Source organism: Tessaracoccus terricola (assembly GCF_054776555.1).
The window spans coordinates 800,892-814,280 of record NZ_BAAHBS010000004.1; the positions used below are offsets into that span (position 1 = coordinate 800,892).

Genomic DNA, 13,389 nt, shown 5'->3' on the forward strand with positions numbered 1-13,389 from the left:
CCCTGAACTCAGTCCACCCGCAGCGTGGCGGTGGCCTCGGCCACCTCCTGCAGGTTCTCCTCGTGGCCGATGGTGGCGCAGGAGATGAAGATCGAGAACGTCTCCGCGTCGCCCAGGTCCAGCACGATGATGTCCACGACGTCACCCTCGATGCCGTCCCCGAAATCATCCACCCGCACGTTGGCGGTGATCCGCCAGCCGCGCTTGCCCTGCAGTTCGAAGTCCTCGTTCAGGAGGTCCTCGCGGCCCGAGAAGTCCTCGAACAGGGACGACGACGACATGCACGCCATGATCGACTCGGCGGCCTGCCTGGGGGAGGTGAAACCCTCCTCCTTCTTGACGGTGCCGACGCTGAGGTTGGACTGCCAGCCGAACACGATCTCCCGGGTCTGGGAGTTGTGGTCGTAGATCCACGGCATGTACACGGGGCTGGAGCGCCAGTCCGTGCGCGCCTCGAAGGACAGCCCGCCGCCGTGCATCCGGCCGTCGGCGGCGATGTCGGAGCGGTCGTCGTCGCTGTTGCGGGGGCAGTCGACGAGGTCCCCGGGGCCGAGCTCGTCGGGATCCGTAGGGGTCTCGGTGGGTTCCAACTCGTTCCACTGGCTGCCGGAGGGACGGGCGGAGTTGGTGTCCTCGGGGGTTTCGGGGAACAGGGCGGCCGGGCGCCACAGCAGCGCCACGATGACGGCCGCGATCACCACCAGCGCGACGGTGAACCAGATCCAGGTCCTGTTCCTGCCGGAGCCCCCGCCGTCGGCGCCGCTCCCATGGCCCCCGCCGGCGCTGCCGTCGGAGGTCTGGTTGGTCCACGAGTTGCCGTCCCAGTAGCGGTAGCCGTTGCTGCCGGCGGGGTCCGGGTACCAGCCGGGTGCTGACATCGGCTGCTCACCTCCTGCTCAGTGAGTCGAGGGCCTCGGCCACCATGTCCTTGCGGTCCTGGTCCTCGATCGGGGCTTGTGTGTGGAAAAGGGTCAGGGTGTCGTCGGCGCCGGCGTCGAGCACCACCACGACGATCTCGTCGCCGGTGACCGGCTGGTCCGGGATGTTCCAGAAGTTCTGGCGGATGATCCACCCGGGGATGCCGTCGGCGGTGGTGAACGCCTCGTCCTGCAACTGCTCGCGGTGGTCCAGTGTGCGGTAGTAGTACGAGGTGGACATGCAGTCCGAGAGCTGGTGGGCGGCGGTGCGCGGGTCCGAGCTGAAGTCCTCGGTGGCGATCTGCCCGATGGCCGTGATCGAGACCCAGCGGTCGGCCACCCAGTCCTGCTGCCCGGTGCGCTCCGAGGCGAAGTCCAGCGTCCAGCCGCCTTCCTCGTCCCAGCCGGGCACGCCCCGGTAGCCGATGTCCCCGGAGTAGTACCAGCCGCCCTGGGGCCCGTGCCCGTCGTCCTCCACGTAGGGGCAGGCGACGGGGCGGCCCTGCCCGTCGGTGGGCTGCGGCGAGGTGGGGGTCTCCGTCGGCTCCATCTCGTTCCACTGGCTGCCTGTTGGCTTGGCCGAGTTGGTGTCCTCGGGAGCGGCGAACGGGTTGGAGCTCCAGGGCCGGAAGATCACGAGCGCGATCACCACGGCCACCGCCACCAGGGCGACGAGCACCGCGTACAGCGGCTTGTTGCTCGGGCGGGGGCCGGCGTCCGCGAGGGGCGCCCAGGCGTGGCCGTCCCAGTAGCGGGGTTGGCCAGAACCACCTGGATCTGGGTACCAACCGGGCTGACTCATGCGCCCATTATGGCCAACGCCCGAGGTCACGCCGTCGAGGTGAGCGGCCCGGGGTCCGGCCGACCGGCTCGTGAACCCGAAACACGCTTGTCACATTCGCAGGGCACAATTGACGCATGGATAGGCAAACGGAGTACGTCCTGCGCTCGATGGAGGAGCGTGACATCCGATTCGTGAGGCTCTGGTTCACCGACGTCCTCGGCTCCCTGAAATCCGTGGCGATCGCCCCCGCGGAGGTCGAGGGCGCCATCTCCGAGGGTGTCGGCTTCGACGGTTCGGCCGTCGAGGGCTTCGCGCGCGTGTTCGAGTCGGACATGGTGGCCCATCCGGACCCGTCCACGTTCCAGGTGCTGCCGTGGCGCCAGATGGAACGAGGCACCGCCCGCATGTTCTGCGACATCAGCCTGCCCGACGGCTCCCCGAGCTTCGCCGACCCCCGCTACGTCCTGAAGCGCGCCCTGAACCGGGCGGCGGAACTGGGCTTCACGTACTACATCCACCCCGAGGTGGAGTTCTTCCTGCTACGCGAGCTGAACCCACCCGTCCCGCTCGACGACGGCGGCTACTTCGACCACACGACCCTCGGCGACGGCACCGACTTCCGGCGCGACGCCATCACGATGCTGGAGCAGATGGGCATCTCGGTGGAGTTCAGCCACCACGAGGCCGCCCCGGGCCAGCACGAGATCGACCTGCGCTACGCCGACGCGCTCACCATGGCCGACAACATCATGACGTTCCGCGTCGTGATCCGTGAGGTGGCCGTGAACCAGGGCATCCACGCCACGTTCATGCCAAAGCCGTTCTCAGACTACGCCGGCTCCGGGATGCACACCCACATGTCCCTGTTCGAGGGGGACACCAACGCCTTCTACGACGGCGCCGACGAGTACCGCCTGTCCAAGACGGCCCGCCACTTCATCGCAGGCCTGCTGAAGCACGCGCCCGAGATCACGGCCGTCACCAACCAGTGGGTCAATTCGTACAAGCGCCTCAGCGGCGGCAGCGAGGCCCCCACCTACGCGTGCTGGGGCAGGGCCAACCGATCCGCGCTGATCCGCGTGCCGCAGTTCTCCCCGGGCAAGTCGTCGTCGGCGCGCATCGAGTACCGGGCGCCGGACTCGGCCGTGAACCCGTACCTGGCCTACGCGCTGATGCTCAATGCGGGACTCGCCGGCGTCGAGGGCGAGTACGAACTCCAGGAGGAGACCGAGGACGAGGTCTGGCGCCTCTCGGACCGCGAGCGCAGGTCGCTCGGGATCCAGTCGCTGCCCCGCAACCTGGACGAGGCGCTGCGGATCATGGAGAACAGCGAGCTCGCGGCGGAGACGCTGGGCGAGCACGTGTTCGAGTACTTCATGCGCAACAAGCGCGAGGAGTTCGAGGTCTACCGCGCCCAGGTCACCCCCTGGGAGTTGGACCGCCACATCCGGGTCCTCTAGGACCGGCCGCTCACAGCGGGAAGGCGCGGGCGGCATCCGCCGCGTGTGCGCCGGAGACGGACAGTTGCGGCCGGGCGGTGTCCCAGTCGATCCAGCCGGTGACGAGCCCGAGGAACACCTCGGGGGAGACTTCCACGACGTTCGGCGGCGTGCCTCGGGTATGGCGGGACCCGGTCTCGAACCCGATCTGCACCGCCGCCCAGGGCGGCACCCGCACCTCGATCGTCGCGCCGGGGTGTTGCTTGCCGAGCCTCGTGCAGGCCGCCCGGACGGTGGCGGCGGTCAGCGTCTCTCCCAGTTCCAGGTGGTGCTCCTGCGCGGAGACGGTCAGCGCTAGGAGCGTCTGTGTCAGGTCCGGCCGCTTCCGGTTCAGCTCGGCGTTGAGGCCGGACTGGTGTCCGGACGCGCGCGAGCAGTCCACGGCAGACAGGCAGGAGATCAGCTCCTGCGAGGCCCGCACGACGGATTCGGTCGGCCTGAACACATCCTCAGGCTACTTCGTGGCATTCCGCGGCGGCCAACCGACCCCGCCGTTGCGGACGCAGTCGCTAGTCTGGCCGGATGAGCAGGGTGAACACGACGGTCGGTGACTTCGCCCGGCGGGGCTTCGACTCGGCATCCGGCGCCGCGACGGTGTGGCGGCGGTGGCAGGAGGCCATCGGCGGCCCGCCCCCCGTGGGGCTCGAGGTCTTCGAGCCCGCCGCGTACCGGGACCAGGCGCTCGAGGCGGTCGCCCGGATGTGGGAGGGCGACGCCGCACTGGTGGAGCGCATGGTGGCCGATCCCGACTGGCTGCGGCGGGTGGTGCTGGTCTCCGGTGCCTCCAGCGCACTTGCGCGGTTCCTGGCGCGGCACCCCGAGGAGGCCGAGCTCCTCCGGAGCCCGGGTGAGCACCGCACGCCGCAGCAGTGGCGGGAGTTCTTCGAGGGCAGGTGTCGGCCGGTCGACGGGGTGGTGGCGGGAGACGCGGACCCCTTGCGTCGGGCCAACCACGCCGCGCTGTGCGAGATCGCCGCGCGTGACCTCGGTTCCCCAGACCCGTTGGGCATCGTCCACAAGGTGAGCGCCGAACTCAGTGCCGTGGCCGACGCGATCCTGGAGATGGCCCTCGCACATGCCCGCGCCGAGGTTCCGGGGTGGGAGAAGGTCCGCCTCGCGATCCTGGCCATGGGCAAGTGCGGCGCGCAGGAGTTGAACTACATCTCCGACGTGGACGTGATCCACGTGGCCGAGCCCGTCGAGGGAGTTGGCGTCGACGAGGCCATGGCCATCGGCGGGCAGCTCGCGGCAGCCGTGGCGAGGATCTGCTCGGCGCACTCCAAGGAGGGCACGATCTGGCCGGTGGACGCGGCGCTGCGCCCGGAGGGCAAGGCCGGTCCGCTGGTCCGCACACTCGACTCGTGCCGCCGGTACTACTCGAAGTGGGCCAAGAACTGGGAGTTCCAGGCCCTGATCAAGGCGCGTCCCGCCGCCGGTGACCTGACACTGGGCCAGGAGTTCTGCGACATGGTGGGCCCCCTGGTGTGGCAGGCCGGGCAGCGGGAGGGGTTCCTCCCCGAGGTGCGTGCCATGCGGCAGCGGGTGATCTCGCTGATCCCGCCCAAGCACGCGGACACCGAGATCAAGCTCGGGGCCGGGGGGCTGCGCGACACCGAGTTCTCCGTCCAGCTCCTGCAACTCGTCCACGGCCGCGCCGACGACCGCATCCGGGGCCGCGGCACGTTCGAGGCGCTGCGGGCACTGGTGATGACCGGCTACATCGGACGCTCCGACGGGGTGGAGCTCGAGAACGCCTACCGCTTCCAGCGCGTGCTGGAGCACCGCGTGCAACTGCTCAACCTGCGCCGCAGCCACGTGCTGCCCGAGGATCCGACGGCGCTGCTGCACGTGGCCCGGAGCCTGGGGAGCACCAGCGACGAGGTGGTCTCCACGTTCAAGGGTTCGCTGCGCAGCGTGTTGCGGCTCCAGCAGCGCATCTTCTACTCGCCCCTGCTGGACGCGGTCAGCACCCTGTCCACCGACACCCTCAAGCTCTCCGACAACGCGGCCCAGACCCGAATGCGGGCCCTCGGCTTCCTCGACCCGCGTTCCGCCCTCGGCCACATCAAAGCACTTACCCGGGGCTCCTCGCGCAGCGCAGAGATCCAGCGGCAGCTGCTGCCCGCGATGCTGCAGTGGTTCGCCGACGGACCCAACCCGGACTTCGGCCTGCTGAGCTTCCGGCAGCTCTCGGAGGCGCTCGGCAGCACCAGTTGGTACCTGCGGGCGCTGCGTGACGAGGGCTTCATGGCCAAGCGGCTGGCGAGGATCGCGTCGTCGAGCCGGTACGTGGTGGACCTGCTGCGGCGCGCGCCGGAGCTGGTCCAGATGCTGGCCAGCCGTGACGAACTGCGGCCCCGGACCGCGGGCGAACTGTCGGCCTCCATGACCCGCGCGGCGGGACGGCACGCGGACCGGGACAGGGCGATCGCCTCCGTCCGGGCCATGCGGCGCTCCGAGCTGTGCCGGATCGCCATCGCCGACGTGCTGGGAGAGGGGGACCTGGACACCGTCTGCCTGGGGCTGTCCAACCTGGCCGCCGCCTCCATCGACGCCGCCCTCGCCATCGCGGGACGGGAGGTGGAGGCGCCCCCCGTCGGGGTGATAGCGCTCGGCCGGTGGGGTGGCCGCGAGATGAGCTACTCCTCGGACGTGGACGTGATGTTCGTGGTGGACGACGACGCGGACTCCGAGGCGTTGGCCGCGGCCACACAGGTGGTGCGGGTGGCCTCGGACATCCTCGGCAAGCCGGGCCCGGACCCGGCCCTGGTGATGGACTCGGACCTGCGGCCCGAGGGCAAGGACGGCCCGCAGGTCCGCACGGTCAGCTCCTACCTGACCTACTACGAGAAGTGGTCGGCCACCTGGGAGGCGCAGGCGCTGGTGCGGGCCCGCGCCGGCGCGGGTGAGCGGGAGTTGGCGGCCAAGGTGGTGGCCGGGATCGAACACCTGCGCCGCCCGCAGGGTGGGCTGAGCCACAAGCAGCTGCTGGAGATCCGGAAGCTGAAGTCCCGGATGGAGGCGGAGCGGATCCCGCGCGGGGTGCCGCGCGAGCGCCACTTGAAGCTGGGCAAGGGCGGCCTGTCCGACGTCGAGTGGACCGTCCAGCTGCTGCAGCTGCAGCACGCCGCGGAACTGGAGTCGCTGCGCACCACCTCCACCATGGGGGCGCTGGTGGCGCTGGAGGAGGAGAAGCTGCTCACCCAGCAGCAGGCCACCGCCCTGCGGGAGGCGTGGCAGCTCGCCAGCCGCCTGCGCAACGCCATCATGCTGGTGCGTGGCCGCGCCAGCGACTCGCTCCCGGCCGACTACCGGGAGCTGGCCGCCATCGCCGAGCTGATGGGCGACCACTCCGGCCAGACGTCCCACATGCTGGAGGAGACCCGCCGCCTGCTGCGGCGGGCCTCCCAAGTGGTGGACCAGGTCTTCTGGGAGAGCTAGCGGTAGACCTCAGCAGCCCTCGGGGCCGCAAGCGGGGGCGTTCTCGGAGCCGGGGATGGTGATGAACGACGGCGTGGCGGGCTTGATCTCGTCCCACACCTGGTCCAGCACCTGGGTGAACACCTCGGCGGGCTGGGCCCCGGAGACGCCGTACTTGTCCTGGAACACGAAGAACGGGACGCCGTTGACGCCGATGGCGCGGGCCTGCTCGATGTCCTGGCGCACTGCGGCGTTCAGCTCGTCGCTGACGAGCGCCTCGCGGACGGCCTCGGCAGACAGGCCGTGGGCGGTGCCGATGCGCACCAGCACCTCCTCGCCGCTGATCACCTCGCCCTTCTCGAAGTGGGCCGACAGGAGCGCCTCCTTCACGGCGCCGACGTCCAGCCCGGCCTCCTTGGCGGCGTGCAGCAACTGGTGCGCCTTCATGGAGTTGGCGGGCACCAGCGAGTCGAAGTCGTAGTTGAGGCCCTCGGCGCGTGCCGTCTCGGTCACCTGCGCGAGCATGCCGGTGACCTGGTCGGCGGGCATCCCCTTGGCCTGTGAGAGGTAGTCCTTCTCGGAGAGTTCAGAGCGCTCGGGGAGGCTGGGGTCCAGCTGGTAGGAGTGCCAGGTCACCGAGACCTGGTCCTTCGCCGCGAAGCTCTCGAGGGCCGTCTCGAACCGCTTCTTGCCGATGAAGCACCAGGGGCAGGCGATGTCGGACCAGATGTCGATGTTCAAAGTCATGCCCACCAGTCTAACGGTGTAGTTGCAGAATCAACTACTTGTGGTGGTAGGATCCTGCCCACACACAGCGTGTTCCGGGGTCGGTGAAAGTCCGAACCGGCGGTTACAGCCCGCGACCCTCCCGATGCCGCAAGGAAACGGGAGGCTGACTCGGTGGAATTCCGAGGCCGACAGTAAAAGTCTGGATGGGAGGAACGCGTGGACGCGGTCGCGCCCTTCGGGGGACGACCGCTGCTCTGCGGACCCCGGGACCTCTAGAAGGAAGGTACCGGGGTTCAGTTGTCCACGAGGGAGCGCAGCAGGGCGCGTGAGTTCGCCCGCGCCGGCGTCTGGTCCGCCTACCCGGCCCGCACCCGGCCCGGCCACGGCCTCGAGCGGTGGCTGCCGGCCACCGTGGCGGCCCTCCTGCTGCTGGGGGTGTGGCTCGGTGCCACGCGCGGCGGCCTGGTCCTCGAGACGTTCCTGCCCGACCCGCTCGCCGTGTGGGACCGCATCGTCGTCTGGACCGGCAACGGCACCATCTGGCGCTACCTGTGGCCCACCGTCGTCGCCGCCCTGATCGGCTCCGGCATCGCCGTCGTCGCAGCGCTGGTGCTGGGGGTCCTGATCGCCCACTCCCGCCTGCTCGGTGCCGTGATCGAGCCCTTCGTCGCGTTCTCCCAGACCATCCCGCTGGTGGCGGTGGCGCCCCTGCTGGCGCTGTGGATCGGCTACGGCATGGTGCCGATCGCCGTGCTGTGTGCCCTGGTGGCCTTCTTCCCGATGGTCACCACCACCGTCGTCGGGTTCCGCAGCCTGGACATGCGGATGGTGGAGAACGCCTGGCTCGACGGCGCGGGCTTCGGCGCCCGGCTCTGGCACGTCGAACTGCCCGTCGCCGCCCCCGCCATCCTCGCCGGCATCCGCGCCGGCTTCGTGCTCTCCATGACCGGCGCCATCGTCGGTGAGTTCGTCATCGGCGGCGCCGGACTCGGCACGCTGCTCACCATCTCCCGCGAGGCCACCGACACCGTCGGGGTCTTCGCCGTCCTCGTCTGGATCGCCGTCGTGGCGCTCCTGCTGCAGGGCATCATCCAAGCCGCGGAGCACCTCAGCGTCCGCCGTCTACAAGGAGAAACCTCATGACCCTTCGCCGTCGCACCCTGCTCGCGGGTGCCCTCGGACTCCCGCTCGCAGCGCTCGCCGCCTGCGCACCGCAGGAGGGGCGGGAGACCCCGGGCGGGACCTCGGAGCCCACCACCGGGACCACCCGCCTCACCGTCGGCCTCACCTACATCCCGAACGTGCAGTTCAGCCCCTTCTACCTGGCGGTGGCGGAGGACCTGTTCGCGAAGTCCGGACTGGACGTGACCCTGCGCCACCACGGCGCCCAGGAGGACGCCTTCGGGGCGCTGCTGTCCGGGGAGGAGGACGTCGTGTTCGCCTCCTCCGACGAGGCGGTCGTCTCCGCGGCGCAGGCCCCCGAACTGCGCACCTTCGCCACCGCCTACCAGACGTTCCCGGGCGTCGTCATCGTCCCCGCGGACTCCGGCATCACCAGCGTCGAGGACCTCCGAGGCAAGCGCATCGGTATCCCGGGCCACTTCGGCTCCACCTACTACTCGGCCCTCGCCGCCCTCCACAACGCCGGCATGACCGAGGCCGACGTCGAACTCACCGACATCGGCTTCACCCAGGTGGCGGCCCTGACCACCGCCAAGGTGGAGGCCATCGTCGGCTTCACCAACAACGAGACCGTGCAGTTCCAGCTGTCCGGGTTCGACGTCGTCGAAATCCCCGTGCAGCCCGCCGACGAGGCGTCCCTGGTGGGCCCCGGCCTGGTCACGGCGTCCGGGCGCCTGGACGACTCGGTGCTCGCCCGGGTGGCCGAGGGCATGCTGGAGGCCCAGAGGATGATCCTCGAGGACCCCGAACTGGCCATCGCAGCCACCGAGGAGCACGTCCCCACCCTGGCCGACGACGCGCAACGCGAGTCCGCGCGCGCGGTGCTGGCGGCCACCTCGAAGCTGTGGCTGCGCGACGGCGAGGCCAGCGTCGAGGTGGATGCCGCGGCCTTCGAGCGCATGGGGGAGTTCCTCGTCGACGTCGGCATCATCTCCTCCGCCCCCGCGGATACCACGATCATCCTCTGACCGGGCTACGCCTGTGGCGAACGGGTTTTGACGATCAGTTTCGCCGGTGTTTGGATGAACGCATGGACCTGATGCTCGTGACCCGTGCCTGGGTCGACCTGTGCCGTCAGCGTTCCACGGCCTGTCGAGCCTGACTCCGGACCGAAACACCTGCCCGAGCGTCCAACAGGGCAACTCAGTCGCACAGTCGTGCGACCCTCGAAACCCAGAGAAGAGACCTGCATGTCCGCAACCCGCGAGGTGTCAGCCGACGAGGCGACGCCCGAGAAGACCCCCTCAAAGAACCCGCTGAGCAAGTTCAGCGTCCAGATCGTCCTCGGCCTCGTTGCCGGCGTCATCCTCGGCTTCGTGGCCGTCGGCATCGGCACCGGGCCGGACGACGAGGCCAACTGGCTGACCGCCACCCTCTCCGAGATCGGCGGCGCCTACGTCAACCTCCTGAAGCTGCTCGTGGTCCCGCTCGTCGTGACCGCCGTCATCAGCTCCATCGCCCGCCTCCGCGAGGTGGCCAACGCGGCCCGCCTGGCCATCCAGACCCTCGTCTGGTTCGCCATCACCGCGCTCGCGTCCGTGGTGGTCGGCATCGTCGTCGGCCTCATCTCCGGGCCCTGGCTGACCGCCGGCGTCTCCGGTGAGGACGCGGCCGAGCCCGGACGGGTCGGCTCCTGGTGGGCGTTCCTGACGGGCCTGGTGCCCAGCAACATCTTCGGGCTGGAGGTGGGCCTGCGCGGTTCCGCCGAGAACGGCTTCACCGCCAGCCCCAGCTTCAACGTGCTCCAGCTCATCGTGCTGTCCATCGCCTTCGGCATCGCCGCGCTGAAGGTGGGCGAGAAGGCCGCCGGGTTCATCGACTTCACCGAGTCGGCCCTCGCCGTCGTCCAGAAGGTGCTGTGGTGGGTCATCCGCCTGGCCCCCATCGGCACCGCAGCACTCATCGGCCGCGCCATCTCCACCTACGGCTGGAACTCACTCGCGTCGCTCGGCACCTTCGCGATCGCCATCTACGTCGGCCTCCTGCTGGTGTGGGTGATCGTCTACCCGGTGGTGCTGCGCGCCCACGGCCTGTCCGTGCTGCAGTTCTACAAGAACGTCTGGCCGGTCACCACCCTCGGCTTCGTCACCCGCTCCTCCATGGGAGTGCTGCCCGTCACCGAGCAGGTCACCGAGCGCAACATGGGCGTGCCCCGCTCCTACGCCAGCTTCGCGGTCCCGCTGGGCTCCACCACCAAGATGGACGGTTGCGCCGCGATCTACCCGGCCATCGCCGCCATCTTCGTGGCGCAGTTCTACGGCATCGAGCTCGGCATCACGCACTACCTGCTCATCGCCTTCGTCTCCGTCCTCGGCTCCGCCGCCACCGCCGGAACCACCGGCGCGACGGTGATGCTCACCCTGACGCTGTCCACCGTTGGCCTCCCGCTGGAGGGCGTCGGCCTGCTGATCGCCGTCGACGCGATCGTGGACATGGGCCGCACCGCGCTCAACGTCACCGGCCAGGCGCTGGTGCCCACCATCGTCGCCAAGCGCGAGGGCATCCTCGACGAGGAGGTCTACAACTCCAACCCCGAGTACGAGGGCGTCAAGATCTGACGTCGCCGCAAGGCGTGTGTTGCTGCGGAGGGTCCGGGTTCCGGGCCCTCCGCGGCTTTTCCGTCCCGCCACCCCGTCGCACCCCGCCGCCCGCCGCCCGCCGCCCGCCGAATGGCCCCGTCGACCCGACTCGCCGACGATTTCCGGCGGAAGGGGTGCCGGTGCCCTCTGCGTCCGATTCTGTCGGCGTGTCGGGTCGAAGGCGCCCCCGGGCGGGCTGGCGTCGAGTGGCTCGGGCGGAGGGGTGCGCGAGCGGGTCGGGGCGTACGGTGGTGGCATGAAGGAACGCAACATCGCGGTGGCGACGTCGATGCTGCCACTGGCGCTCGCCGTGGTGCTGGTCCTGACCGGGGACGTGAGCCCGTGGTGGGCCCTGGCCGCGGTGCTGCTCGCGGGGGCGCTGGCATGGTTCATGCTCCGCCGCGGCCGGCACACGCCCTGGGCGAGGGCGGGCGCCCAGGTGGGGCCCGGTCACGCCGTCGTGTTCTGGAAGCCCGGGTGCATGTACTGCGAACGGCTGTTGCGGGCGCTAGGCAACGACAACCGGATCACTTGGGTAAACGTCTGGAAGGACGCCGACGCCAACACCGAACTCCGACGTCACAACGACGGTGACGAACTCACCCCCACCGCGCTGGTGGGCGACGGGGTCCTGCGCAACCCGTCGGCCGACGAACTGCAGGCCGCGCTGTCCTGACCGGCCGCCTCACAACGCGACGCACCCCGGGCCGACGTGCGGTCCCGGGGTGCGTGTGGCCCGATCGGCTCAGAGGGCGTAGTACAGCTCGAACTCGTGCGGGTGCGGGCGCACCTGGATGGACTGGATCTCGGCGCGCTTGAGCTCGATCCAGGTCTCGATCAGGTCCGGGGTGAACACGTCACCGGCGAGCAGGAACTCCTGGTCCGCCTCCAGTGCGTCCAACACGGCGCCGAGGGTGGTGGGCACGGTGTCCACGGACGCGTGCTCCTCCGGCGGCAGCTCGTAGAGGTCCTTGTCGATCGGCGCCGGCGGCTCGATCCGGTTCTGGATGCCGTCCAGGCCGGCCAGCAGCATGGCGGCGAAGGCCAGGTACGGGTTCGACGACGGGTCCGGGCAGCGGAACTCGACGCGCTTGGCCTTCGGGTTGGAACCGGTGATCGGGATGCGGATGCAGGCCGAGCGGTTGCGCGAGGAGTAGACCAGGTTCACGGGGGCCTCGAAGCCGGGCACCAGGCGGTGGTAGGAGTTCACCGACGGGTTGGTGAACGCCAGCAGCGCCGGGGCGTGCTTGAGCAGGCCGCCGATGTACCAGCGGGCCGTGTCGGACAGGCCGGCGTAGCCGTTCTCGTCGTAGAACAGGGGTTCGCCGCCGTCCCACAGGGACTGGTGGCAGTGCATGCCCGAACCGTTGTCACCGAAGATCGGCTTCGGCATGAAGGTGGCGGTCTTGCCGGCCTCCCAAGCGGTGTTCTTGACGAGGTACTTGAACTTCATCACGTCGTCGGCGGCGGTCAGCATGGTGTTGAAGCGCCAGTTGATCTCGGCCTGGCCGGCGGTGCCGACCTCGTGGTGGGCGCGCTCGACGATGAGACCCGAGTTCTCCATGTGGCGCACGATGTCGTCGCGGAGGTCCCCGAAGTGGTCCACCGGGGCCACGGGGAAGTAGCCGCCCTTGTACTTGACCTTGTAGCCGCGGTTGCCGCCGTCCTCGACGCGGCCGGAATTCCAGGCGCCGGCCTCGGAGTCGATGTGGTAGTACGAGCTGTTCGAGGTGGAGTCGAAGCGGATGTCGTCGAAGACGTAGAACTCGGCCTCGGGGGCGAAGTAGGCGGTGTCCGCGATGCCGGTGGAGGCGAGGTAGGCCTCGGCCTTCTTGGCGATGTTGCGCGGGTCGCGGGAGTAGGGCTCCTTGGTGAGCGGGTCATGCACGAAGAAGTTGACGTTCAGCGTCTTCGACTTGCGGAAGGGGTCGACGAAGGCGCTGGTCGGGTCTGGCAGCAGTGCCATGTCCGACTCGTGGATCTTCTGGAAACCTGTGATGGACGAGCCGTCGAAGGACAGGCCGTCGGTGAACACCTCCGGGCCGAAGGATCCGGCCGGGACGGTGAAGTGCTGCATGACGCCCGGCAGGTCGCAGAAGCGGCAGTCGACGGTCTCGATGCCTTCTTCCTTGATGTAGGCCAGGAGCTCTTCTGCGCCGTTGAACATGGGTGGTTTTCCTCCATTTAGCTTGTGACTGTGCCAGAGCCTATGGGTGGGCCGTTGCTCCACAGTTGCTGCAGGGTAACAGCCACGTTACACAGGCCCGGATAGGCTTCGG

Annotated in this window: 11 protein-coding genes and 1 riboswitch; of the genes, 6 read left to right on the forward strand and 5 right to left on the reverse strand. The window is 69.5% G+C overall.

The genetic code is table 11. The features are described from left to right. Nucleotides 1-8 precede the first annotated feature (8 nt). Both ACYU7G_RS09485 and ACYU7G_RS09490 read right to left on the reverse strand, forming a co-directional pair. Nucleotides 9-878 carry a DUF2510 domain-containing protein gene (locus tag ACYU7G_RS09485; RefSeq protein ID WP_461107104.1) on the reverse strand — a complete coding sequence of 290 codons (870 nt, stop codon included), beginning with the start codon at nucleotides 876-878 and terminating at the stop codon, nucleotides 9-11. 7 nt (nucleotides 879-885) lie between these two features. Continuing rightward, nucleotides 886-1,719 (reverse strand): DUF2510 domain-containing protein, encoded by an 834-nt coding sequence (locus ACYU7G_RS09490; RefSeq protein ID WP_461107106.1) that lies wholly within the window; start codon nucleotides 1,717-1,719, stop codon nucleotides 886-888. Between the two features lie 149 nt (nucleotides 1,720-1,868). Here ACYU7G_RS09490 and ACYU7G_RS09495 point away from each other — a divergent pair, with 149 nt between their 5' ends. After that, complete coding sequence (locus tag ACYU7G_RS09495; protein WP_461107297.1) at nucleotides 1,869-3,161, forward strand: glutamine synthetase family protein; 1,293 nt, start codon at nucleotides 1,869-1,871, stop codon at nucleotides 3,159-3,161. 10 nt (nucleotides 3,162-3,171) lie between these two features. On the opposite strand, the gene ACYU7G_RS09500 is transcribed toward ACYU7G_RS09495, so the two are convergent. Next, the gene (locus ACYU7G_RS09500) at nucleotides 3,172-3,645 is read right to left on the reverse strand and encodes a sterol carrier family protein (protein ID WP_461107108.1); all 474 of its coding nucleotides are present in this window, start codon (nucleotides 3,643-3,645) and stop codon (nucleotides 3,172-3,174) included. Between the two features lie 77 nt (nucleotides 3,646-3,722). Between ACYU7G_RS09500 and ACYU7G_RS09505 the strand changes: the two genes are divergently transcribed. Then, nucleotides 3,723-6,641 (forward strand): bifunctional [glutamine synthetase] adenylyltransferase/[glutamine synthetase]-adenylyl-L-tyrosine phosphorylase, encoded by a 2,919-nt coding sequence (locus tag ACYU7G_RS09505; RefSeq protein WP_461107110.1) that lies wholly within the window; start codon nucleotides 3,723-3,725, stop codon nucleotides 6,639-6,641. A gap of 9 nt (nucleotides 6,642-6,650) precedes the next feature. Here ACYU7G_RS09505 and ACYU7G_RS09510 read toward each other — a convergent pair whose 3' ends face one another. Next, nucleotides 6,651-7,367, reverse strand: a complete 717-nt coding sequence (locus tag ACYU7G_RS09510; protein ID WP_461107112.1) for a DsbA family oxidoreductase — start codon at nucleotides 7,365-7,367, stop codon at nucleotides 6,651-6,653. A gap of 66 nt (nucleotides 7,368-7,433) precedes the next feature. Beyond that, a riboswitch (FMN riboswitch) is annotated at nucleotides 7,434-7,568 on the forward strand. A 78-nt stretch (nucleotides 7,569-7,646) separates the two neighbouring features. Between ACYU7G_RS09510 and ACYU7G_RS09515 the strand changes: the two genes are divergently transcribed. The 4 genes from ACYU7G_RS09515 (at nucleotide 7,647) to ACYU7G_RS09530 (ending at nucleotide 11,786) form a co-directional block, all read left to right on the forward strand. After that, nucleotides 7,647-8,492, forward strand: a complete 846-nt coding sequence (locus tag ACYU7G_RS09515; protein WP_461107114.1) for an ABC transporter permease — start codon at nucleotides 7,647-7,649, stop codon at nucleotides 8,490-8,492. Beyond that, nucleotides 8,489-9,499 (forward strand): ABC transporter substrate-binding protein, encoded by a 1,011-nt coding sequence (locus tag ACYU7G_RS09520; protein WP_461107116.1) that lies wholly within the window; start codon nucleotides 8,489-8,491, stop codon nucleotides 9,497-9,499. The genes ACYU7G_RS09515 and ACYU7G_RS09520 overlap by 4 nt, the downstream gene beginning before the upstream one ends. Before the next feature lie 222 nt (nucleotides 9,500-9,721). Next, nucleotides 9,722-11,089, forward strand: a complete 1,368-nt coding sequence (locus ACYU7G_RS09525) for a dicarboxylate/amino acid:cation symporter (protein WP_461107118.1) — start codon at nucleotides 9,722-9,724, stop codon at nucleotides 11,087-11,089. Nucleotides 11,090-11,366: 277 nt separating this feature from the next. Beyond that, nucleotides 11,367-11,786 carry a glutaredoxin family protein gene (locus tag ACYU7G_RS09530; protein WP_461107120.1) on the forward strand — a complete coding sequence of 140 codons (420 nt, stop codon included), beginning with the start codon at nucleotides 11,367-11,369 and terminating at the stop codon, nucleotides 11,784-11,786. A gap of 69 nt (nucleotides 11,787-11,855) precedes the next feature. On the opposite strand, the gene glnA is transcribed toward ACYU7G_RS09530, so the two are convergent. Further along, entirely contained in the window at nucleotides 11,856-13,277 is a 1,422-nt protein-coding gene (gene glnA / locus ACYU7G_RS09535) for a type I glutamate--ammonia ligase (protein ID WP_461107122.1), read from the reverse strand. Between the last annotated feature and the right edge of the window lie 112 nt (nucleotides 13,278-13,389).